We start from the raw sequence: 23,731 nt of genomic DNA, 5'->3' as shown, positions 1-23,731 counted from the left end.
CGGAATATCCGGGCCTCTGTGGTGCTTGCGGTGGCGACGATCAGAAGTCTTCCGCGTCCACGTCGTAGTTCGCGGGCTCCCAGCGGATGGCCAGCAGCGAGAGCAAGCCGGCCAGCGGCGCCAGCGCGATGACCCAGAACACCTTGGTGCTCAGGGCGGCGGCAAGCACCGGGAACAGGAACAGCGACACCGTGGAGCTGGCGCGCATCAGCGTCTGGTTCAGGCCCACGCCCACGCCGCGCAGCGAGGTCGGGTAGCTCAGCGACGCGTAGGTCATCGTATGCGCGCCGGGACCGAAGCCCTGGCCGAGCAGGAATACCGCCAGGCAGCCGATCGCCGCCACTACCTCGCCGCCGCCGTGCGGCTTCCCGATGATGGCCAGCCCGATCAGCGCGGCCAGCTGGAACGCGTAACCGACCGTGGTCAGCTTCCACGCGCCGGTCTTCGGCACGAGGTGCACGCCGATAAGGCCGCCGACGAACGCGAACAGCAGGTTCAGCGCCAGCGAGACCAGGATCGTGGTCAGCATCGACTGTGCGAGGAAGCTCGCAATGATGACCGGGAGGCCGAAGGCCACCGCGTTGTAGGCGAACGACGAGGCAATCGACATGATCGTGGCCAGCGCCGTGCGGCGGGCGTAGACGCCCTTGAGCAATACCGCGTAGTTGCTCCACGCGGCCTTGCGTTTGGCCGGCGCGGCTACCGCGTCGGGCGCGACCACGGCATCGATGCCGTAGGACCGCTTGAGGATGGCCGCGGCACTCTTGAGGTCGCCCTGATTGGCCGCCCATACCGGCGATTCGCTCATATAGCGGCTGCGCACGGCGATGATGACCAGCGCGGGGACCGCGCCGAAGCCGAGGATGATGCGCCACAGCAGGCCGCCATGTCCTTCGGGCAGTGCCGCATAGCAGAGCAGCACGAGCAGATAGGACACGCAAATGGCCGCATACCAGGTGGGGCACCACATGGCCACCCGCGCGGCCTTGTTGCCCTTGCCCTGCAGCTTGGAGAACTCGGCCAGGAACGCCATGGCCACGGGCAGGTCGATGCCGACGCCGAGGCCCATCACGAAACGGGCGCCCGCCAGCACGTACTCGTTCGGGGCCAGCGCGCACGCGATGGCCGCAACCACGAAGAACAGCATGTCGGCCATGAACACGCGGTAGCGGCCGATGCGGTCGGTGAAGTAGCCGCCGAGGAACGCGCCGACGATCGCGCCGAATGTGATGGCGGAGGCGACCATGCCGGTGCCGGCCGGCGTCAGGTTGAATTCCTTCGCGACATCCTTGAGGCCGAAGGCCAGCGCGCCGAGGTCATAGGCGTCCAGGAACACCCCGCCCAGCGCGATGGCCACGACCATGCGGGCATTGCTGACCTTGGCGCCGCCTTCGTTGACGAGCCGTGCCACGTCGGCGGCGGAACGGATGGTGGCCTTGCTGCTGGAGGATGCGGCGGCATTGGCCGCGGTGCCCGGAGGGAGGGCGAGATCGACTGACATGTGATGGTGATGAGGGCAGGTTTTCCCTGTCTGGCGAAGCGCCGCATGCTACGCGGACATGGCGGGACAACAAAATGGTTTGTCGTTATATGTTTATCGCCTGCGGATCGTTGACGTTTTTACATCACACCTTGGGATGTCCATTGCCGTAAAGTGATCTGAATTATCATGGCGTGGCATTTCCGACAGATATCCGAATAACAGGAAAGTCCATGCACATGATGATGGCGGGGTCGGCCACCAGGGAGGCAAGACAACGGGAGAGGGCATTGTTTCTGGGGCGCGTGCTGGTCGGCGCCGGGCAAGGGATTCTTCTGTACTCGCTGTACCGCGCCGCGCAGGATCATTCCGCGCTCGCGCGCGATTATGTTTTCGCTCCGATGCTGCTGGCGGCGCTGATGATTCCGCCCGTCGCGATTCTCGGTTTCTCGCAGCTGCGCGCGCCGCGCCTCGTTTTCTGGTGCGTGCTGCTGGCGGCCGTGGTGGCCATGCTCGGTTTTCACGATGCCTGGCGCCATATCGATCCGGCCGGCGTGGAACTGGCCCGCGCGCGCTATCCGTCCACGCACGTGGCATTTATCGCGGCCACGATCATGTTCATCGCCTATGCGATCGTGGTGGCCGCCGATACCGCGGGGACCTATCTCGCGCCCTATCCGGCCTATTTCCGCATCGGCTGGAAGATCGGTATCCAGGGCCACCTCGCGGCCCTGTTCGCGGCGGTGCTGTACCTCGTGCTGTGGATCGGCGCCGAACTGTTCGAGTTGCTCGGCCTGCGCTTTCTCGAAACCCTGCTGCGACAGGCGTGGTTCAACATTCCCGTGCTGACCATGGCGTTCGCGGCGGGCCTGCACATTACCGATGTGCGCGACGAATTCGTGCGCGGCGTACGGACCCTCGTGCTCACGCTGCTGTCCTGGGTGCTGCCGCTGCTGGTGGCGCTGCTGCTGGGCTTCCTGGTGACGCTCGCGGTCAGGGGGCTGGCGCCGCTGTGGGCCACGCGCTCGGCGGCGACGCTGCTGCTGGGCGCCGCGGCGCTGCTCGTCGTGCTGATCAATGCGGTGTACAAGAGCGGCCTTGCCGAAGGGCCGGTGCCGCGCGTGCTGCGGCTCGCGACGTCGGCTGCCTGCCTGATCCTCGTCCCGCTCGTGTGCATCGCGGGCTATGCCCTGTTCCTGCGCATCCAGCAGTACGGCCTGACCGAGCGCCGCGTGCTGACCGCCGCGGCATTGCTGCTGGCCGGCTGCTATGCGGTCGGCTATGCGTGGGCCGCGCTCGAACGCAATGCCGGCATGCTCCGTATCGCCTCCACCAACGTGCTGACCGCGTGCCTCACGGTCGTGGTACTCGTCGCGCTCTACACGCCCGTGGCGGATCCCGCGCGGCTGTCGGTCAAGAGTCAGGTCGCGCGGCTGGAGGCCGGCCGCATCGCGCCCGACAAATTCGACTTCCACTACCTGAAAGCGCATGCCGGGCGCTATGGCCGCGAGGCACTGGCCCGGCTGGTCGCGGAGGGCGGTGGCCCGAACGCCGAGGCGATCCGGCGGCATGCCGCCAGCGCGACCCGTCCGCCCGCGTCGGGCGAGCTGCCCGACGCGAAGGCGATTGCCAGCCTGATCGACCAGCGCACGCCCGGGCGTCCCGTGCCGGCGTCCTTTTTCGACAATGCATGGGGCGATGCCGCCGCGCGGCAGTTTCTGCCGGGCTGCCTCATGGCGCGGACGAAGCGCTGCGACGCCTTCGTGGTGGATTTCCTGCCCGGCAGCGGCGGCAACGTGGTGCTGATGGAGGTCAACCGGCAGGACGCGCAGGTGTTCGCGCGGGAGGCAGACGGCATATGGCGCCGCGCCGCGCGGTTCCAGGTGCGCGCGGAATGCGCGGATGCCGTGCGCGAGAGCATGGCGAGGGGGACGTACGCGCAGGTGCCGCAGGCCCTCCCGCAGATCGACATGGGCGATCAGGTCGTCCGGCTGCTGCCGGCCGAGTCCGGCCCGCCGCCGTGCCATATGCCGGTGCCCCGGCCCTCGGCACTGCTCGATGCGTCGCCGTCGGAAGCGGCCGCGCCGGCGTCGGCCCCTTCGACGTCCACTGGCGGATAATCACCGGCACGGCATTTCCGTATCGGACACCGTATTACCGACACAGGACAACTTGGCATCCGCAACAGGAGACATAGGCATGGCACAGGCAGGAAAGGTGGCACTGGTCACGGGCGCGGCCCGGGGCATTGGCAAGGCAACGGCGCTGGCGCTGGCCGAGGCGGGTTACCGCGTGGTATTCGCGGGCCGCACCGCGGAAACCGTCGAGGCGGTCGCGGCGGAAGCCCGCGCGGCGGGGCACGATGCGCTGGCCGTGCAATGCGACGTTGCCGACGAGGCTTCGGTGGACCAGCTGTTCGCGCGGATCCGCGAGACCTACGGGCGACTGGACCTGTTGTTCAACAACGCGGGCATCAACGCGCCGGGCATCCCCATCGACGAACTGACCGTCGCGCAATGGAAGGCGGTGGTCGATATCAACCTGACGGGTTCGTTCCTGTGCGCGCGCGCCGCGTTCGCGCTGATGAAGTCGCAGGACCCGCGCGGCGGCCGCATCATCAACAACGGATCGATTTCCGCTCACGCGCCGCGGCCCAACACGGCGCCGTACACGTCGACCAAGCACGCGATCACGGGTTTGACCAAGGCGCTCTCGCTCGATGGGCGTGCCTTCGACATCGCGTGCGGGCAGATCGATATCGGCAATGCGGGGACCGATCTCGCCTCGCGCATGGCGCGCGGTGTGCCGCAGGCCAACGGCGAGATTCGCCCCGAGCCGCTGATGGATGTCGCGCATGTGGCCAATGCCGTGGTGCATATGGCCAACCTGCCGCTCGAGACCAACGTCCAGTTCATGACCGTGATGGCCACGAAGATGCCCTTTGTCGGGCGCGGATAAGGCCGCCCGCGGTTGAGAAGGGTGGAGGCCGATCAGCGCTGGCGATCGGCCAGCCGGTCCAGCAGGTCGTCGCAAACCGGCACCGCCGCGAGCAGGAACACGAGCAGCGCGAGCGGCACCGTGGCGGCGAACCCTACGTGCTTGAACCCGAGCGCGCCCAGCACGCCGCCGAGGAAGAACATGGCCAGCAGCGAACCCAGCAGCCGTAATCGCGCGCGGTTGGCCAGAACCTTTTCGCCATTGGCATCCACGTTCCAGTAGAAGAGCTTGCCGAGTTCGATGCCAAGGTCCGTCACGATGCCCGTGACGTGCGTGGTGCGGATTTCCGCACGCGAGACCTTCGTGACCAGCGCGTTCTGCAGGCCCATGATGAAGCAGAGCACGGCCACCGTGGCCGGCACGAACATCCAGTTGTGGCCGACGAAGGCATGCCCGAGCAGGCCGAAGCAGAGCAGCAGCAGCGACTCGAGCATCAGCGGCGCGGCGAATTCGCTGCGCAGATGCTGGCGCCGTGCCCAGTTGACGAGCACCGCGCAGGCCGAGGCCCCGACCAGAAAGCACACCACGGCGCCGATGCCGGCCGAGACCGCGACCAGCTCGCCCAGGGCGAGTTCGTCCGCGATATGCGAGACGATGCCCGTCATATGGGATGTGTACTGCTGCACGGCCAGGAAGCCCCCGGCATTGGTCGCGCCTGCGACGAACGCCAGCAGCAGGCCCAGGTGCTGGTTCGCACTCGGCGAGCGTTCGCGGGCGGAAAGTCCGCGAAGGTAATGTATCGGCATGACCAACCCCTCAAGTCGGCGGGACGATGCACGATGGCATTTTTGCGAGGTTGTGTAAAGACGCGACGCCTGAACGTGTCGCGCCGTCACCGCGTCAGTGCAGCGGCCCCAGCTGGACGCCACCGCGGCCTGCCATGAAGGCCGCCGCGTCCGCCGCCGTCATGCCGCGGCTGTCGCGGGCGTCGGGGTTGGCGCCGTGGGCGATCAGCAGTTCGACGATCTCGGTACGGTTGAACATTGCCGCGGTCATCAGCGCCGTGCGGCCGTCGGGCGACGCGCCCTCGACATCGGCGCCATGCGTCAGGAGCAGTTCGACGATATCGCGAAAGCCCTTGAAGGCCGCGCCCGCCAGCGGCGTCTGGCCGGCCTCGTTGCGCAGGTCCGGATTGGCGCCATGGTCGAGCAGCGCGCGCACGGCGTCCGCGTGACCGTAATAGCTGGCCAGCATCAGCAGGCTGTCGCCCTTCTCGTTGCGCAGGTTGGGCGGCAGGCCACGCTCGATCAGTGCCGCGAGGCTCTCGCCGTCCCCACTGCGCGCCAGCGTGAACACTTCCTGCATGGCTTCGAGCAGCCGTTCCTCGTCGCCCGGTGCCGGCGATTGTTGTGCGTCACTCATGATCGGTATTCCTGAAGGATGGCCCCGCTCCCCCCGAGGGGGAGTGGGGCACAGCGCGAACAGCTTGCTTTTTCGTCTTACTTTTTCGTCTTGCTTCTTCGTGTTACTTCTTCGCGTCGAACGCCTCGATGGCCGCGGCCACGCCGGCACCGTAGGCCGGATCGGCCTGCGTGCAGTGCTTGATGTGCAGGTCCTTGATCGGCCGCGAGACACCGGCCATCGCGCGCGCGGTATTCTCGAACAGGCGCTGTTGCGCATCGGGCGGCATCAGGCGGAACAGGTCGCCAGGCTGCGAGAAGTAGTCGTCGTCCACGCGATGGTTCCAGTGGTCGGCGGCGCCTTCCAGCGACAGCGGCGGCTCGCGGAAGTCGGCCTGCTCCTGCCATTCGCCACGCGTGTTCGGCTCGTAGCCGATGCGGCCGCCGAAGTTGCCATCCACGCGCATTACGCCATCGCGATGGTAGAAGTTCACGTTCTTGGCCGCGCGCGGCGCGTTGACCGGAATCTGGAAGTGATTGACGGTCAGGCGGTAGCGTGCCGCATCGCCGTACGAGAACAGACGGCCCTGCAGCATCTTGTCGGGCGAGAAGCCGATACCCGGCACGATGGTGGACGGCGCGAACGCGGCCTGTTCGACATCGGCGAAGAAGTTTTCCGGGTTGCGGTTCAGTTCCATCACGCCGACTTCGATCAGCGGATAGTCCTTGTGCGGCCACACCTTGGTCAGGTCGAACGGGTTGATGCGATAGGAACCGGCCTCCTTCTCGGGCATGATCTGCACGAACAGCTTCCAGCTCGGGAATTCACGGCGTTCGATGGCTTCGTACAGATCGCGCTGGTTCGACTCGCGGTCGCGGCCCACCACCTCGGCGGCTTCCGCGTCGGTCAGGTTCTCGATGCCCTGCTGCGAGACGAAGTGGAACTTCACCCAGAAACGTTCCTGCTGCGCGCTGATAAAGCTGTACGTGTGGCTGCCAAAGCCGTGCATATGGCGGAACGAACGCGGAATGCCGCGATCGCCCATCACGTACGTCACCTGGTGGAACGACTCCGGCGACTGCGTCCACCAGTCCCAGTTGCTTTCGGCGCTGCGCAGGCCGGTGCGCGGATCGCGCTTGACCACGTGATTCAGGTCCGGGAACTTCAGCGGGTCCTTGATAAAGAACACGGGCGTGTTGTTGCCGACCAGATCCCAGTTGCCTTCCTCGGTATAGAACTTCACCGCGAAGCCGCGGATATCGCGTTCCGCATCGGCCGCGCCACGCTCGCCAGCCACGCTCGAGAAGCGCACGAACAGCTCGGTCTTCTTGCCCACTTCCGAAAACAGCTTGGCGCGGGTGTACTTCGTGATGTCATGCGTGACGGTGAACGTGCCGAAAGCGCCCGCGCCCTTGGCGTGCATGCGCCGCTCGGGAATCACCTCGCGGTCGAAGTGCGCCATCTTTTCGAGGAACCAGACGTCCTGCAGCAGCGCGGGGCCACGGGGGCCGGCGGTCTGGATGTTCTGGTTATCGGGTACGGGTGCGCCGAAGGCGGTGGTCAATTTGCTCATGACGATATCCTTGATGCGGGCTGGCATGCCATCGGTGAGTCATGCCTTGTCGTTGTGGAACACCACGGGGGGTGGCCCCGCGGCGGGTTCCGGGACCCCTGCGTTCCCGGTGAAGTTCGAATGCACTATGGCAGAAGGCCGCCGCGGCGTCATATCGAATTGTTCAATTGTTTCGATAGCGGCCGCCGCCGTCTTTCTGCCAATCCGTAAATCTCCGTTAAGGTTTCGAATTCGCACGGTGGCATCGGCGCAACAAGCGTTCGGCGTTTTATGACGCGATGGCCGATAGAATGGCGGCATGGAACCGATTTCTTTCGAGTTTGTGAGTGTCGCCGAAGCCAGGCGGATCCTCGACGGGGAACCGCGCAAGCGCGAAGGCGCGGACTGGACCGAATTGCGCGACCCGCAGACGATGGTCCCGCAGAAGCTTTCGGCCGGCGCACTGCGGTGGCTGCGCGAACTGCCGCCGCTGGCGCGGCCGCTCGAGCTGTTCCATGGATACCCGCGCATTGCGAACCAGCTGGCGGTGCTGGCCACGAACGAGGCCGCGCTGCTGGCCTATCTGGCGGATCTGCTGATCGACCGGCGCGGCGACCGGCAGGGGTTTCCCGGCAATATCGCGCAGGAACTGTCGCGGCTCAACGCGCATCTGATGGGGATGTTGCCGACGGAGGAGGACGCCGTCCCACCTCCGCGCCCCGTTGACGAGTAACCGGATCAATGGCTGCCGGCCGCGGTCTCGTGCTCGGCCGCCGCGAATTCGTAGCGTCCCTTGCCCTGCGCCTTGGCCATATACAGCGCCCGGTCGGCCATATTGAGAATGGCGTCGGCGTTCTGGCCCTCGGGCCGGACGTGCGCGATGCCGATGCTCACGCCGAGCCGTACCTGCAATCCTCCGGATAGCTCGTACCCTTCGCCGATCTCTCTCAGCAACTGCTGCGCCAGCGCCTGCACGCTCTCGCGGCTTTCGTTACGCAGCATGATCACGAACTCGTCGCCGCCGATCCGGTAGACCTGGCCGCGCCCCGGCACCGCGTCGCGCAGCCGGGCGCCCACGCGTACGAGCAGTTCGTCGCCGCAGCCGTGGCCGTACGAGTCGTTGACCGGCTTGAAACCGTCCAGATCGAGATAGAGCAGTGTCAGGTAGCGCCCCGCGGCCATGCGCGCGGCGCTCGCCTCGCGGATCTCGGCGATCAGGCTCGCGCGGTTGAGCAGCCCCGTCAGCGAGTCGTGCCGCGCGCGATGCGCGTTTTCGCGTTCCGAACGCATCGTGGCCACGACCATCGCGTTCATGCGGAACGACGCGCTCGACATGCTGACGACATACACCGGCAACTGCAGCAGCGTCAGCAGGAACAGCGGCTCGCCGACGACGATCGCCCCCACGCAGGTCGGCCCCAGGCTCAGCAGGATCATCAGCGTGGTCATGCGCGGCGCGCCGTAGTTGCGGAAGCAGATGCCGCCGCACATTGCCGCCGCGGAGAGGCATGCCATCGCGGCGGAGAGCCAGTCGCCCCGCGTGACGCAGAAGTACGTGCCGAGGCCCACGCTGCCTGCCCACGCCAGCGCGAGCGCGATATGGATATCGGTGGGCGTGGGCTGCCTTGCCAGGCCCGCGCGGCGCGCGATGGTCATCACGACGATGCGCGCGACGCAGATCGCCACCTCGATGCCCAGCCACCCATAGAACGGCGCGGTACGCATATGCAGCGTGATGACGACCGCCACCAGCACGGTGTTGAGCATGCCGCCATAGAAGATGGACAGCGTGCCGAACAGGCTGCCGACCAGCGCTTCGCGGATTTCAGGCGTGACGTCGCGGCCCGGATCCGCAATCCAGCGAATTGGGCGCCACCGCGGGGACGAATAGACCCGGGGTGACAGGAACATGGGCGAGTACGGTTGCGTCATCTGCCGGCATTCTGCCAGACCGGGTGGAAAATTCCGCGCGCCCGAAGGGGGGGTATCGGGCGGTTCGATGCCGTGCCCGGGACCCCGGCCAGTGCCCCGGAACGCCGCCGCACCGCATCAATTGTCGGCGGTACACCGACAGCCAGGCGCGGACACGCGCGGTAGGATGGAGCGCCTTGCGCCCGGCTCGCCGCCTGCCCACCGCCTCTGGCAAACGGTCCGGACGCCCGACCACTTCCGTCGACCTTCATGACCGGTTTGCTACAAACCTCGTTTCAACGTTTCCTGATTGGCACGATCGTGGTGCCCGTCGCACTCGCGGTTGTGTTCGTCGCGGACGCCCTGACGCCGCTGGGCGTCACTGCATGGCTGTTCTACCTCGTGCCGGTCTGCCTGGCACTGTTCTCGGACAGCCCGCGCCTGCCGTTGCTGACCGCCGCCAGCACGTCGATCCTGCTCGTGGCGGGCTATTACCTGTCGCCGCCGGGGGCCAGCCCCATCGTTGCCATCGTCAACCGCAGCTTTGGCTTCGCGGTCATCTGGTTCCTCGCGGTGGTGATCTATCGCTATACCGTCTCGCGGCTGGCGGTGCAACGGAGCGCCTGGCTGCACCAGTCGCAGGTCCGGATCCACCAGGCCGTGCGCAACCCGCAGTCGGCCGGCAATGTGGGCGATGCGCTGGTGCGCGCGCTGGCGCAGACGCTGGGCGCGCATGTCGGCGCCGTCTACGAGTGCGAAGGCGGCACGCTGCGGCGGCTCGCGGGCTGGGCCTTGCCGCAATCGACACCCGAGGTGCTGGTGTCGGGGCAGACCATCGCGGGTCAGGCGGCGGCCGAAGGCAGGGTGATCGCCATCGGCGGGCTGCCCGCCGACTATCTGCCCGTGTCGTCGGCGCTGGGCCGCACCGGCGCGGGCGAGATCGTTGCCGCGCCGCTGACCGCGGAAGGCGAGACCGTCGGCGTGGTCGAGCTTGGCTTTGTCGGCACGCAGCGCGAGACCGCGGACGTGGTCGAACTGTTTGAACGCATCGGCGAGCCGATCGGCATGCTGCTGCGCGCCGCGCTCTACCGGCACCGGCTGGAGGCCCTGCTTACCGAGACGCAGCGCCAAAGCGAGGAAATGCAGGTTCAGCAGGAAGAGTTGCGCGTCTCCAACGAGGAACTCGAGGAGCGCGGCCGCGCGCTCATGGAATCGCAGGCGCGTCTCGAGTCGCAGCAGGCCGAGCTCGAGCAGACCAATGTCCAGCTCGAGGAACACGCGCAGCGGCTGGAAACGCAAAAACGCGAGATGCTCGCGTTCCAGGCGGAACTGGCCGCCAACGCGCGCGCGCTCGAACGCTCGAACCAGTACAAGAGCGAGTTCCTCGCCAATATGTCGCACGAGCTGCGCACGCCGCTGAACAGCGCGCTGATTCTTGCCAAGCTGCTGCAGGAGAACAAGCCCGGCACGCTCAATGAAGAGCAGGTGCGTTATGCCGCGACGATCCATGCGGCCAACACCGACCTGCTGAACCTGATCAACGACATTCTCGACCTGTCGAAGATCGAGGCCGGCCACCTGACCATCGAGCCGGAACCGGTCGACGTCGAGACGTTCGCGCGCACGCTCGAGCAGATGTTCCAGCCCGTGGCCACGCAGAAACGCCTGGCCATGCGCGTGGAGGTGATGCCGGGCACGCCGCCGGCGATCGTCACAGACGGCCAGCGCCTGCAGCAGGTGCTCAAGAACCTGCTGTCCAACGCGTTCAAGTTCACCGAACAGGGCGCCGTGACGCTTGCCATCGCCGCGCAGGGCGACGACGCGGTCCGGTTCGAGGTACGCGACACCGGGATCGGTATTCCGCGCGAGAAGCAACAGGTCATCTTCGAGGCATTCCAGCAGGCGGACGGCACCACGAGCCGGCGCTTCGGCGGCACGGGGCTGGGGCTGTCGATCTCGCGCGAGCTGACGCGGTTGCTCGGCGGGTCGATCGCGGTGGCCAGCGAACCGGGGCAAGGCAGCGTGTTCTCGCTGACGGTGCCGCGCGTACTCGGTGCCGACGAGGCCGCGCGCGCGGGGTTCGTGACGACGGGCGTACCGTTCCCGCAGGCGGCGCAGGTCGCCCGTGCGGTGCCCGCACCCGCCGCACCGGCCGCCACGCCGCCATCGTCACCGTCGCGCGCGCCGGCCCCCGAGCGGTCCGCGCACGTCAATGGCACCCCGGCAGGCTCACCGGCAGGCACCCCCCATTGGCCCGCGCCGATCGCCGACGATCGCGCGAAACGGTCGCGGGGCAGCCGCCTGATCCTCGTGGTCGAGGACGACATCGCGTTTGCCAATATCCTGTACAACCTCGCGCACGAACTGGACTTCGACTGCATTCACGCAACGACGTCCGGCGCGGGCCTGGAACTGGCGCGCGAGCATCAGCCGTGCGGGATCCTGCTCGACGTGGCGCTGCCGGACCAATCGGGCCTGACGCTGCTCGACTGGCTCAAGCACGACCCCGCGACGCGCCATATCCCGACGCACCTGATCTCGGTGAGCGATCATGCGGAAGCCGCGCTCCATCGCGGCGCCATCGGCTACACGTTCAAGCCGAGCGGCCGCGACCAGCTGGCCGCCGCCATCCGCGGACTCGAGGCCCGCATGGTGCAGGGCATGCGGCGCGTGCTCGTGGTGGAGGACGATGCGGTGCTGCGCGAGAGCATCCGCGCGCTGCTGCGCTCGCTCGACGTGGAGATCGTCACGGCGGACAGCATCGCCGAGGGCGTCGCCGCGCTTTCGGGCCAGCGCTTCGACTGCGTGGTCATGGACATGGCCCTGCCCGATGGCACGGGCCACGATCTGCTCGCCCGCATGGCGGCGGATGCCGGCAACGGCGGACAGGCCATGCCGCCGGTCATCGTCTACACGGGACGCCAGTTGTCCGCCGAGGACGAGCAGCGCCTGCGCCGGCATTCGAAGTCGATCATCATCAAGGGCGCGCGCTCGCCGGAGCGATTGCTCGACGAGGTGACGCTGTTTCTGCATAGTGTCGAGTCCGCGCTGCCGCCCGAGCAACAGCGCATGCTGCGCGACGCGCGCAGCCGCGACGATGCGTTCGACGGGCGCAAGGTGCTGCTGGCCGAGGACGATGCGCGCAATATCTTCGCGCTGTCCCGCGTGCTGGAGCCGCTCGGCGCGACCGTGGAGATCGCGCGCAGCGGCCGCGAGGCGCTCGACAAGCTCGCCGAGCACGACGATGTCGACCTCGTGTTGATGGACATCATGATGCCGGAGATGGACGGCATTACCGCGATGCGCGCCATTCGCGCGATGCCGCAGCATGGTCGGCTGCCGATCATCGCGCTGACCGCCAAGGCCATGCCGTCGGACCGCGAGGCCTGCCTGCAGGCCGGCGCCAACGACTACATCGCCAAGCCCATCGACGTCGATAAACTTCTTTCCCTCTGCCGCGTATGGCTACACGCAAGCTGAAACCCCAGATGACGCTGCCGGAAGATGCCGACGGCGATATTCGTCTGCCCGATGCGACGTTCGAGATCGAGCTGGACCTGTTGCTGGAAGCCATCTTCCGCAAGTACCAGCACGACTTCCGCAGCTACGCGCGCGCGTCGCTGCGGCGCCGGTTGAGCCAGGCCACGCAGGACTTCGGACTGGACACGCTGTCGCAGCTGCAGGACCGCATGCTGCGCGACAGCGCGGTGTTCGCGCGGCTGCTGCAGTACCTCACCGTGCAGGTCAGCGAGATGTTCCGGGACCCGAGCTACTTCCGCGCGATTCGCGAACACGTGGTGCCCGTGCTGCAGACGTATCCGTCCGTCAACGTCTGGGTGGCCGGCTGCAGCAGCGGCGAGGAGCTGTGGTCGCTCGCGATCCTCTTCGAAGAAGAAGGCCTGGCCGAGCGCACGGTGTTCTATGCCACCGATATCAACCCGGAAGCGCTTGTCGCCGCGCGCGCGGGCGTCTACGATGCGGGCCGGTTGCGCGTGTTCGGCGAGAACTACCTCGCGGCCGGCGGGCGCCGTTCGTTGTCGGACTACTATCACGCGGCGTACGGCAAGGCGAAGTTCAGCGCCAACCTGATCCGGCAGTCGGTCTTCGCGGACCATAGCCTGGCCACCGACAGCGTGTTTCAGGAAGCGCAGCTGATCTCGTGCCGCAATGTGCTGATCTACTTCGATCGCGCGTTGCAGGATCGCGCGATCGGCCTGTTCCGCGATGCGCTCGCGCGGCGCGGTTTCCTTGGGCTCGGCAGCAAGGAGAGCCTGCAGTTCACCACCCATGCGGGCGACTTCGAGACCGTCGATGCGCGCGAACGGCTGTATCGCAAAGTCTGAGGCACAGCGATGAGCGCACGCCAGCCTTCGCCCATCGCCGCGCGGTCCACGACAGTGGCCGGCAGGCGGCCGGCCGCGATCGTGATCGGTGCGTCGGCGGGGGGCATCGAGGCGCTGGGCATGCTGCTGCCGCAATTGCCTGCGGACTTCGCGCCGCCGGTGATCGTGGTCGTGCATCTCCGGCCCGATGTGCCGAGCCTGTTGCCCGAGGTGTTCGGCGAACGTTGTGCGCTGCCGGTGCGCGAGGCGGAGGACAAGATGCCCGTGCTGCCGCGACATATCTACACGGCACCGTCGGACTACCATCTGCTGGTCGAGCGGGCGGGGATCGACGATGCATCGTTCTCGCTGTCGGTCGAGCCGCCGGTGCGCTTCTCGCGGCCGTCCATCGACGTGCTGTTCGAATCGGCCGCCGTCGCCTGGCGCGAGCGCGTGCTGGGCATCCTGCTGTCCGGCGCCAACGACGACGGTGCCCGCGGGCTGAGCGCGATTCGCGCGGGCGGCGGTATTACCTGGGTGCAGTCCCCCGCGAGCGCGGCGGTGGCGACGATGCCCGAACACGCGATCGCGCGCGGCGCCGCCGATCGTATCCTGCCATTGGCCGATATGGGCGAGGCATTGCGCCGCGAGTTCAGCGAATGAAGCGGTAACAGAGCAACAGACGATCACGATCACTATGTCCACACCCATCAAGATCCTTGCAGTCGACGACATCGCCAGCAACCTGACGGCGCTCGATGCCGTGCTGGCCAAGCCCGATGTCGAGATCGTCCATGCCAACTCGGGCGCACAGGCGCTCGAACTGCTGCTCGAGCACGAATTCGGCCTTGCCATTCTCGACGTGCACATGCCGGAGATGGACGGGTTCGAACTGGCCGAGCTCATGCGGGGCAGCAAGCGCACGAGCCATATCCCGATCCTGTTTCTGACTGCCGCGGGCGAAGACAGCCAGCGCGCGTTCCGTGGCTACGCGAGCGGTGCGGTGGACTTCCTGTTCAAGCCGATCGACGCGCGCGTGCTCGCGGCCAAGGTCGATGTGTTCGTGCAGCTCGCGCGCAACAAGCAACAGATGGCGGAGCAGCTCAAGACGGCCGAACAGCTGCTCAAGACCAACGAGATGCTCATGGCGGTGCTCGCGCACGACCTGCGCACGCCGCTGTCCGCGATCATCGCGTCGGCGTCCTTCCTCGGACGTTTCGGTGGCGAAGAGAAGCTGCGGCCCGCGACGGACCGTATCCAGCGCAGCAGCGAGCGCATGGCGCGCATGGTCGACCAGCTGCTGCACGTGGCGCGGCTGCATGGCGGCCGCGTGCACCTGAATCCGCTAAAGGAGGATGTCCACGCGATCTGCACGGCCATCGTCGACGAGTACGAGGTGGCTTACGGCAAGGGCCGTATCGTCATCGCCTCGCAGGGCAACACGATGGCGCAGATCGATCCGGACCTGATCGCGCAGGTCATGACCAACCTGATCGGCAATGCGCTGCATCACGGCGATGCGGAGACACCGATCGCCGTGCATGTGGATGGAGGCGATCGCTCGCGCGTCGTCATTACCGTGCGCAATGGCGGCACGATCGATCCCGCCGTGCTGCCGCATATCTTCGAGGCGTTCCGTTCGGGGTCCTCGACCAACGGGAACCAGGGTGCGCTCGGTGGCGTCGCCAATAGCGGCATGTCGCAGGGACTCGGTCTCGGCCTCTACATCACGCGCGAGCTCGTGACGCTGCATGGCGGCAGTGTGGACGCGCAGTCGGGGGACGGGGAGACGATCTTTGTGGTGACGCTGCCGCGCGAGTGTTCCGCGGGCGAATGAGCGGGCGGACGAACGACTCGGGCAGCAGGTGACTGGCGTGGTACGTGAGGCGGTGTCAGGCAGGCATGCTGCGGGCGCTGACTTCGCCGTTGCTGCCGTGTACGAGCAGCTCGACCTTCGTCAGTCGCGCGCGGCGCGTACCCGCGGCAATTGCCTCGTCGAGCGTGGCGTGATGGGACTCGGCATAGCGCGAACCTTCGTGAATAACGTCCCAGCCGGCACCGTACGGCATGACATGAAGCGTGGCTTCCATCGTGATCTCCTTCTGTGTTTCAGTCTGGTGGCATCAATCTTGCGCGCCGCGGCGATGGTGGACTATCCGGCGCTGTCTGACACGTTTGTCAGTTTCGAGCGACGCAAGGCCCGTGCCAGTTGATGCGATCTGGCGCCGAAAGTGACGCAGGCGCGGGCACGATATGCGGCCAATATGGCGTGAAGACGCCCGTCGCGCACTTCATTATGCGAATCGGCGACGCGATCCTATCCTTCAGAAATACGAGATTCGACGCGCAGGAGTTGACCATGCAAGCGAGGTTCGCACGCGGCATCGCGCAGATGCCTCTGACGGTGGCGGCCCGGGAAGTCCCCATGGCGGAAGAGGCCGCCATGCCCGAGGTGGGCGATCTGGTAACCGTCTGCAGCCGTGACCAGGAGACCGAATTCAGCATTCGCCTGACGGGTGTGGCAGGGCCAGATCTCTGGTACGGCAAGATCTATGCGATCAGCCGCGGCGCCGAGATGCTCGTGGTGGCGGAGGGGCTCGAGCTCGACGACTGCGTCAGCGTGCGTCGCGCCGAGATCGCGTCGGTCATTCCCGCGGAGCGTCCGCACTGATCTCCGGAACCCAGGCTTTGGCAAATCCGTTCGCACGCGCCGTTGCAGCGCGGGGCGCGCTGCGGGTATGCTGCGTTTGCACATCGCACGCATTCATCTCCCAATGGCTTCGTCCTCCCCTTCCTCATCCCCGTCCACGCTGTCCACGCCTTCCGCCGCTGTCGCACCCACCCGCAGGGAATCGTTCCCCGGTCCCGCGGGCGCCCTCGAGGTTCTGATCGATGCGCCCGCCGGCGCGCCGGCCGGCATCGCCGTGGTCGCGCATCCGCACCCGAGCCAGGGCGGTACCGCCGAGCACAAGATTCCACAGGTCCTCGCGCGCGCGCTGCAGGCCCACGGCTTCCTGGTCGCGCGCCCCAACTATCGCGGTGTCGGCGCGAGCGAAGGCACCTACGACGGCGGCCCCGGCGAAGCGCAGGACGTGCTGGCCGTGGTGCGCGAGCTGCGCGCGCAATACCCGGGTCTGCCGCTCGCGCTGGCCGGATTTTCGTTCGGCGCCTATGTGCTGACGCTCGGCATCGGCGAACTCGGGGACAGCGGCGAGTCGATCGCGCACCTGATCCTGTCCGGCATGCCCGATGGGCGCCTGTCGGAAACGCTGGCTTATGAAACGCCCGCGGTCGCGGCGATCGCGCCGGGCGCGCTGGTCATCCATGGCGAACGCGACGAGCGCGTGCCGCTGGTCAACGTCTTCGAGTGGGCCCGGCCGCAGGAACTGCCGGTGGTCGTCATTCCGGGCGCCGGGCATTTCTTCACGGGCAAGCTGCCGGCCCTGCGCACCGTGGTGGAGGGATACCTGCGCCGGCCGCCGCCCGCGGATCAGAACTGATAGTTGACGGAGATATCGCCGGTCAGGTTGGTCGAGCGCTGCACGATGGGGCTGTTGCGCGCATCGCCGACCAGGGCCGACACGCCGAAGTCGGCGGTGGCGAACCAGTGCTTGCTGAACATCCAGATCGCCGACACACCGCCGCCATACGACTTGATGCCGCCGCTAGGGTGATATTCCGCGTATTGGGAACGTGCCGCCTGCTGGGCGTTCACGCCGAACCATGTCTGCATATAGCGAGAGTCGGCAAAGGACATGGTCGGGCCCAGGAACCAGAAGAATTTCTCCGAGCTGCCGGGCATTGGCATATACGCCCCCACGTCGCCGATCCAGCCGTCGGAGCCGCCGAGCTGACGCCGGATATTCGCGCGAATCACGAGCGGAAACTCTTTCGAGACCACGTATTCGGCGAAGATCTTCGTCTCGGGCACGATGCCGATATTGCCCATGCCGGCCAGATGATCGTGGTCCTTCTTCTCGCGGCGCCCCATGTCATAGGTGATGGCCAGGCCCATGCGGACGCGCTCGGTATGAATCGCGTTGAAGCCGATGCCCTCGCCCGTGGAGGCAAACGCGAGGTCCTTGTAGCGGACGTCGATGCTGGGGCCGCCAAGGATGTAGTAGTCGTTTGCCCCCTCATAGCGCGGCCGCACGGTCATCGCGGCGCCGACGCGGACTTCCCAGGTCGGGATATCGGGTGCATAGAGCTTGCGCAGCGGGACGCCGACCGAATACTGCCACTCGGGCAGCGGGGACGGCGTCTGGGCATGCGCCTGCGAGGTGTAGAACGTCGCGAAAAGGGTCGCGAGAAGGGGCACGAAAAGGGGCGCAAAAAGGGCCAGCAGCATGCCAAGCCGTGCGCGCAAGGGCGCGGATTTTTTCTTGTTGGTGGTCGGCACGATTCCCTCCGAAGGTGAGCAGACAGCGCCGTGGATGACGGCAACTTATCTTTTCATCGAACGCCTAGCCGTCGCAACTTCCTCGAATCTCACAAGTTTGTAGGAGGGACGCCGATTTCGTGCGTGGCCCCCAATGCTTATGATCGCCTCCGGTAATGTCGCCGTCATTGTCACTTCGGCGATCTCAGGCGCTGTCGTCCACCTCGTCCGCGCGCCAGTCGCGCCGCATCTGGAGAAAGGTGAACGACGTCGACCAGCCGATCAGCATCAGGCCGACGACCGGTTCCACCGCAGCCACGAGCCGCAGGGGACCCACCGGAAAGATGTCGCCGATACTCTGCGTCGTAAAGGTTTCGAGCGAGAAGTAGATGTACGCGGCGGTACCGTGGTCGGGCATGCCCTTGAGGGAGCCCAGATGCAGGATGTCGGTACCGAGCCAGTACCCCAGGCCGAACACCATGGCTTCGGCGCAATGGGCCGCGATGATCAGCACGATCATCGCGCCGATATTGACCTTGCCGCTCCAGCGGCGGGGATGCATGGCGGAGATCAGTCGCAGCGCTTCATAGTGCAGCGCCACGGTAATGATGGTGAGCACCGCCGTCATGGCAATGGCGATCAGGTAGGAACCCGTGGTGTCTTGCATGGCAGGCAGGTGCGGGAGGAGTCGGGGACACTATACGCCGGAGTCGGCGCGCGCTGGTCGGGCATTTGTACCGGTTGCGTTACCGCGCGTACGCGGCGATGATCACAATCACGCCCTTTTGGGCGCGGAGGATGCGATGTCGATGGTGCTGTCGCGGGGCGGGAGACAGGGATGACCAACTCCGAGATGACCAACTCCGGAATGACCCACTCGGGGACCACCACGTCCTCCGGCACCGGGATGTCCGGTGACGACAGTTCGCCCGCGTTTCTCGCCGGCGGCGGGGAGATGGGTGCGCTCATCCGTGCGTTCGACTGGACCGGCACGCCGCTCGGCGCTCCCGCGCAATGGCCGCAGAGCCTCAAGACCGCGATCCGCATCATGCTGACCTCGCGGCAGCCGATCTGGATCGGCTGGGGCGAAGATCTCCTCTTCTTCTACAACGACGCATACAAGGCCATTATCGGCGGCCGCCATCCCGCGGCGCTCGGGCAGCCGACGAGGTCGGTATGGCGCGAGATCTGGGACGACATCGGGCCGCTGCTCGCGACGGCGATGTCCGGCGTCGAAGGGATCTTCGTCGAGCAGAAGCTCCTGATCATGGAGCGCAACGGGTATCCCGAGGAAACCTATTACACGTTCTCGTACAGCCCGGTGCCCGACGATCAAGGCGGGACCGGCGGCATCATCTGCGCGAACAGCGACGGCACCGAACGCGTGCTGGCCGAGCGGCAACTGACGCTGCTGCGCGAGCTGGGCGCCTCCACCGCGGAAGCGCGCACGCGCGACGAGGTCTGCAGGGTGGCCATGCAGTCGCTGCGAACCAATCCGCACGATGTCACGTTCGCACTGCTCTACCTTGGGGATCGCGGTGCCGGCGAACTTGCGCTGGCCGGCAGCGAAGGCATTGCGGCCGATCATGCGATGGCGCCGGGCACTTTGCGTTGCGATGCGCCAGATTCCCCCGCGGCATGGCCCGCTTACGACGCGCTCCAGCAGGGCCGCGTGGTGGTCGTCGATTCGCCCGCCGAGGGCGAGCGGCTGCCCGGTGGCGCATGGAGCGTGCCGCCGAAGCAGGTCGCCATCGTGCCGGTGTCTCCGTCGGGCGAGACATCCCAGCACGGGGTGCTGGTGCTCGGCCTGAACCCGTACCGTCTCGTCGGCGACCGCTATCGCAGCTTTCTCGGGCTTGTCGCGGGGCAGATCAGCGGCGCGTTCGGCTACGTCGATGCCTACGAGGAGGAGCGCCGGCGCGCGGAGGCGCTGGCCGAGATCGATCGCGTCAAGACGACGTTCTTCTCGAATATCAGTCACGAGTTCCGCACGCCGCTGACGCTGATGCTCGGGCCGCTCGAGGAGATGCTGAACCGTCCCGGCGCCGACGACGACCGTGCGCTGCTGGAGATCACGCATCGCAACGGCATGCGATTGCTCAAGCTCGTCAATGCGCTGCTCGACTTCTCGCGCATCGAGGCGGGCCGGCTGCAGATGCAGCCGCAACCGACCGACCTCCCTGCGTTCACGGCGGAACTGGCCTCGCTGTTTCGCTCCGCCATCGAGTCGGCGGGCCTGCAGCTCGTCGTGGACTGCCCGCCGATGCCGGCACCGGTTGCGATCGATCGGACGATCTGGGAGACCGTCGTCCTGAACCTGCTGTCGAACGCGTACAAGTTCACGTTCCAGGGAACGATCGAAGTCGCGGTGAACGCCACCTCCGAAGGCGACGTCGAGCTCAGCGTGCGCGATACGGGTATCGGCATTCCGGAGGCCGAGCTGCCGCGGCTGTTCGAACGCTTTCACCGCGTGGCCGGCGCAATGGGCCGTTCCATCGAAGGCAGCGGCATCGGGCTCGCCCTGGTGCAGGAACTCGTGAAGCAGCACGGCGGCGTCATCGCGGTGGAAAGCCGGCTCGGCGAAGGCACGCGCGTCGTCGTGCGCCTGCCGCGCGCGTCGCAGCAGACGCCGCTGCCGGCGCCCGCGCCCGTGGAGATGAGCACGCAGGCACGCGCCTATGCGGAGACCGCAACGCGCTGGGGTGCCATGGCCGAAGCGGTGGCCACACCGGCTGCCGCCGCGGGGGATGCCGCCGCCAACGACGCCATGGACGACAGTGCGCGAGCGACCATGATCGTCGCGGACGACAACGCCGATCTGCGCGAGTACATGCGGCGGCTGCTCGAGGGTGCGGGGCACGAGGTGCGCCTGGCCAACGATGGCGGCGAAGCGCTGGCCCTCGCCCGCGCGCAGGCGCCCGACCTGATCGTCTCCGACGTGATGATGCCCGGCATGGACGGTGTGGAACTGGTGCGCATGTTGCGCGAGGATGCCACGCTGCGGGACACGCCCGTGCTGTTGCTCTCGGCTCGCGCAGGAGAAGAAGCCCGCGTGAGCGGCCTCGCGAGCGGCGCCGACGATTACCTGATCAAGCCGTTCTCCGCGCGCGAGTTGCTGGCACGCGTGGCGAGCAACCTGCAGCTGTCGCGCTTGCGGCGCGAGACCGAACGCCGGCTGCGCGACGAGTCGCGGGTGCTGGAAGTGCTCAATGCCGTCGGTACGACGGTCGCGGCCGAACTCGACCTCGGCCGCGCGGTGCAGGTGGTCACCGATGCCGCGACCGAGCTGACCGGCGCGGCGTTCGGCGCGTTCTTCTACAACGTGCTCGACGAGAAGGGCGGCTCCTACATGCTGTATTCGCTGTCGGGCGTGCCGAAGGAAGCGTTCGACAAGTTCCCGATGCCGCGCAATACCGCCGTATTCGCGCCGACGTTTCTCGGGCAGGGCATCGTGCGGTCCGACGATATCACCCGCGATCCGCGCTTCGGCCGCAATCCGCCGCACCGCGGCATGCCGGAAGGGCATCTGCAGGTGTGCAGCTATCTGGCCGCGCCCGTGATTTCACGCAACGGCGATGTGCTGGGGGGCCTGTTCTTCGGTCATCCGCAAGCCGGCATGTTCACCGAGCGCGCGGAGCGCGTGCTCGTGGGGATTGCCGCGCAGGCCGCGGTCGCTATCGACAATGCGCGGCTCTATCAGGCCGCGCAGGCCGAGATCGCCAAGCGCACCAAGGCGCAGGATGCACTGCGCGAACTCAACACGACGCTGGAGCGCCGGGTCAACGAGGCCGTGGCCGATCGTGACCGGCTGTGGGACCTCAGCGAAGACCTGCTGATGGTGGCGGCCGCGGACGGGACGCTCGAGCGCGTGAGTCCGTCGTGGCAGCGCACGCTGGGCTTGTCGCCCGACGTGCTCCTCGGACGCTCGTGCCTCGTGTTCATTCATCCCGACGATCTCGTGTCGATGACCGAGCAGATGATCGCGCTGCGCCGCGAGGGCAGCGCTGTCCGGCACGAATGCCGGTTCGGGCGGCAGGATGGGCAGTGGCGGTGGATCGCGTGGACGCTCACACTGGATCCGTCGTCGAGCCGCATCCATGGCGTGGGACGCGATGTGACGGGCGATCGCGAGGCGGCCGAGGCGTTGCGGCAGGCGGACGAGGCGCTGCGCATGGCGCAGAAAATGGAAGCCATCGGCAAGCTCACCGGTGGCGTGGCTCATGACTTCAACAACCTGTTGCAGGTGATTGGCGGCAACCTCCAGCTGCTTGCCACCGATGTCGCCACCGAGGCGCGTCCGACACAGCGCGTGCGCAATGCGCTGGCCGGTGTGGCACGCGGCGCCAAGCTCGCCGCGCAATTGCTCGCGTTCGGCCGGCGGCAGCCGCTCGCGCCGAAGGTGGTCAATCTTGGACGCTTTATCCGCGGGCTCGACGACATGCTGCGGCGCGCGCTCGGCGATGGCGTCGAGATCGAGACCATCGTCGCGGGCGGCCTGTGGAACACGCTCGTCGATCCGTTCCAGGTCGAGAACGCGCTGCTCAACCTGGCCATCAACGCGCGCGACGCGATGGCGGGCCATGGCAGGCTGACGATCGAGGCCGGCAATGCGTCGCTCGACGAAGCGTACGCGCAGCGCCATGCCGACGTGACACCGGGCCAGTACGTGATGGTGGCCGTAACCGATACGGGCATGGGCATGACGCCGGACGTGCAGGAACACGTATTCGAGCCGTTCTTCACGACCAAGCCGGAAGGGCAGGGCACGGGACTCGGGCTGTCGATGGTCTATGGCTTCGTCAAGCAGTCGGGCGGGCATGTGAAGATCTACAGCGAGTCGGGCCTCGGCACGACCGTGCGGCTGTACCTGCCGCGCGAACGTCAGGAAGAAGATCTCGAGACCGATGTCGATGTGGGCGCCGCCACGGGCGGCACCGAGACCGTGCTCGTGGTCGAGGACGACGAGGACGTGCGCAATACCGTGGTCGATATGCTGTCGAATCTCGGCTACCGCGTGCTCAAGGCCAAGGATGCGCTGAGCGCGCTCGCCATCGTCGAGAGCGGGGTATCCGTGGACGTGCTGTTCAGCGACGTCGTGATGCCGGGACCCATGCGCAGTCCCGAGATGGCGCGCAAGGTGCGCGAGCGGCTGCCCGGTATCGCGGTGCTGTTCACCTCCGGCTATACGGACAATGCGATCGTGCATTCGGGACGGCTCGATGCGGGTATCGAACTGCTGTCCAAGCCGTATTCGCACGAGGCGCTGGCGCGCAAGATCCGCTATGTGATCGCGTGCGGCGGCGCCGTGCTCCATCCCGTACCGGTGCCGGAAGCGCACAAGCAGGCGGGGCCGGTGCCGCGGCTTGCCGAGATGCGGCTGCTGTTCGTCGATGACGACGACCTTGTGCGCACGAGTTCGGCCGAACTGCTGCGCAGCTTCGGCATCGAGGTCATCGAGGCCAGCAACGAAGAGGAAGCCATGCGTGCCATGCGCGCGAACCGCATCGACGTGCTGTTGACCGATGTGGGGCTCGGGAGCGCGTCGGGGATCGACCTTGCGATGGAAGCGGCTCTCGAATGGCCGGCATTGCAGATCGTTTTCGTCAGCGGTTATGACGTGACGCTGACACCGGAACAGCATCGGATACTGCCGCACGCGATCTCGCTGCGCAAACCGTATGCGCTCGATACGTTTATCGGCGCGCTACAGGGCGTGATGTCGCGAGATCGGTAAACGGGAAACCGACGGC

The 23,731-nt window shown here is 66.8% G+C and carries 17 protein-coding genes and 1 pseudogene; 10 read left to right on the top strand and 8 right to left on the bottom strand.

The features are described 5' to 3' along the window. Positions 1-40 precede the first annotated feature (40 nt). On the bottom strand, positions 41-1,501 hold the full coding sequence (locus AAHB16_RS16865; protein WP_342051511.1) for an MFS transporter: 1,461 nt from the start codon (positions 1,499-1,501) through the stop codon (positions 41-43). A gap of 212 nt (positions 1,502-1,713) precedes the next feature. On the opposite strand from AAHB16_RS16865, the gene AAHB16_RS16860 reads away from it, so the two are divergent. Both AAHB16_RS16860 and AAHB16_RS16855 read left to right on the top strand, forming a co-directional pair. Next, complete coding sequence (locus tag AAHB16_RS16860; protein ID WP_342051510.1) at positions 1,714-3,600, top strand: DUF4153 domain-containing protein; 1,887 nt, start codon at positions 1,714-1,716, stop codon at positions 3,598-3,600. Positions 3,601-3,679: 79 nt separating this feature from the next. Continuing rightward, complete coding sequence (locus AAHB16_RS16855) at positions 3,680-4,438, top strand: SDR family oxidoreductase (RefSeq protein WP_150376230.1); 759 nt, start codon at positions 3,680-3,682, stop codon at positions 4,436-4,438. Positions 4,439-4,473: 35 nt separating this feature from the next. On the opposite strand, the pseudogene AAHB16_RS16850 reads toward AAHB16_RS16855, so the two are convergent. The 3 genes and pseudogenes from AAHB16_RS16850 to AAHB16_RS16840 form a co-directional block, all read right to left on the bottom strand. Next, positions 4,474-5,223, bottom strand: a pseudogene (locus tag AAHB16_RS16850) (YoaK family protein); the annotation flags it as partial. 94 nt (positions 5,224-5,317) lie between these two features. Then, positions 5,318-5,839: an ankyrin repeat domain-containing protein gene (locus AAHB16_RS16845; RefSeq protein WP_150376234.1), complete on the bottom strand. Its 522-nt coding sequence runs from the start codon at positions 5,837-5,839 to the stop codon at positions 5,318-5,320. A 103-nt stretch (positions 5,840-5,942) separates the two neighbouring features. Then, the gene (locus tag AAHB16_RS16840) at positions 5,943-7,391 is read right to left on the bottom strand and encodes a catalase (RefSeq protein WP_150376236.1); all 1,449 of its coding nucleotides are present in this window, start codon (positions 7,389-7,391) and stop codon (positions 5,943-5,945) included. Between the two features lie 298 nt (positions 7,392-7,689). Here AAHB16_RS16840 and AAHB16_RS16835 point away from each other — a divergent pair, with 298 nt between their 5' ends. Beyond that, complete coding sequence (locus AAHB16_RS16835) at positions 7,690-8,103, top strand: hypothetical protein (protein WP_150376238.1); 414 nt, start codon at positions 7,690-7,692, stop codon at positions 8,101-8,103. 5 nt (positions 8,104-8,108) lie between these two features. Here AAHB16_RS16835 and AAHB16_RS16830 read toward each other — a convergent pair whose 3' ends face one another. Then, positions 8,109-9,281: a GGDEF domain-containing protein gene (locus AAHB16_RS16830; RefSeq protein ID WP_150376240.1), complete on the bottom strand. Its 1,173-nt coding sequence runs from the start codon at positions 9,279-9,281 to the stop codon at positions 8,109-8,111. A gap of 270 nt (positions 9,282-9,551) precedes the next feature. Here AAHB16_RS16830 and AAHB16_RS16825 point away from each other — a divergent pair, with 270 nt between their 5' ends. Genes AAHB16_RS16825 through AAHB16_RS16810 form a run of 4 tightly spaced genes read left to right on the top strand, consistent with a single transcriptional unit; the run spans position 9,552 to position 15,440 of the window. Beyond that, entirely contained in the window at positions 9,552-12,761 is a 3,210-nt protein-coding gene (locus AAHB16_RS16825; RefSeq protein ID WP_342051509.1) for a response regulator, read from the top strand. Between the two features lie 8 nt (positions 12,762-12,769). Then, positions 12,770-13,624: a CheR family methyltransferase gene (locus AAHB16_RS16820; protein WP_150376244.1), complete on the top strand. Its 855-nt coding sequence runs from the start codon at positions 12,770-12,772 to the stop codon at positions 13,622-13,624. 9 nt (positions 13,625-13,633) lie between these two features. Beyond that, entirely contained in the window at positions 13,634-14,266 is a 633-nt protein-coding gene (locus AAHB16_RS16815) for a chemotaxis protein CheB (protein WP_150376246.1), read from the top strand. A gap of 34 nt (positions 14,267-14,300) precedes the next feature. After that, a complete protein-coding gene (locus AAHB16_RS16810; protein ID WP_150376248.1) occupies positions 14,301-15,440 on the top strand; it encodes a hybrid sensor histidine kinase/response regulator in 1,140 nt (379 codons plus the stop codon). Between the two features lie 55 nt (positions 15,441-15,495). On the opposite strand, the gene AAHB16_RS16805 is transcribed toward AAHB16_RS16810, so the two are convergent. After that, positions 15,496-15,693, bottom strand: a complete 198-nt coding sequence (locus AAHB16_RS16805; protein WP_150376250.1) for a DUF2188 domain-containing protein — start codon at positions 15,691-15,693, stop codon at positions 15,496-15,498. Between the two features lie 269 nt (positions 15,694-15,962). Between AAHB16_RS16805 and AAHB16_RS16800 the strand changes: the two genes are divergently transcribed. Together AAHB16_RS16800 and AAHB16_RS16795 are read left to right on the top strand one after the other, a co-directional pair. Beyond that, positions 15,963-16,274, top strand: a complete 312-nt coding sequence (locus tag AAHB16_RS16800) for a hypothetical protein (RefSeq protein ID WP_150376252.1) — start codon at positions 15,963-15,965, stop codon at positions 16,272-16,274. A gap of 103 nt (positions 16,275-16,377) precedes the next feature. Further along, positions 16,378-17,103, top strand: a complete 726-nt coding sequence (locus AAHB16_RS16795; RefSeq protein WP_342051508.1) for an alpha/beta hydrolase — start codon at positions 16,378-16,380, stop codon at positions 17,101-17,103. Here AAHB16_RS16795 and AAHB16_RS16790 read toward each other — a convergent pair. Both AAHB16_RS16790 and AAHB16_RS16785 read right to left on the bottom strand, forming a co-directional pair. Then, positions 17,094-17,951, bottom strand: a complete 858-nt coding sequence (locus tag AAHB16_RS16790) for a MipA/OmpV family protein (RefSeq protein WP_446718105.1) — start codon at positions 17,949-17,951, stop codon at positions 17,094-17,096. The genes AAHB16_RS16795 and AAHB16_RS16790 overlap by 10 nt on opposite strands. A gap of 235 nt (positions 17,952-18,186) precedes the next feature. Continuing rightward, on the bottom strand, positions 18,187-18,648 hold the full coding sequence (locus AAHB16_RS16785; RefSeq protein ID WP_150376256.1) for an ion channel: 462 nt from the start codon (positions 18,646-18,648) through the stop codon (positions 18,187-18,189). 201 nt (positions 18,649-18,849) lie between these two features. Here AAHB16_RS16785 and AAHB16_RS16780 point away from each other — a divergent pair, with 201 nt between their 5' ends. After that, positions 18,850-23,715 (top strand): response regulator, encoded by a 4,866-nt coding sequence (locus tag AAHB16_RS16780; protein ID WP_342051545.1) that lies wholly within the window; start codon positions 18,850-18,852, stop codon positions 23,713-23,715. Positions 23,716-23,731: the final 16 nt, after the last annotated feature.

The sequence above is a fragment of the Cupriavidus sp. OTU4054 genome (assembly GCF_038440175.1).
GTDB classification, from domain to species: Bacteria; Pseudomonadota; Gammaproteobacteria; order Burkholderiales; family Burkholderiaceae; genus Cupriavidus; species Cupriavidus pauculus_D.
Note: the sequence above shows the minus strand (reverse complement) of the source record. Positions and strands in the feature narration are given on the sequence as shown.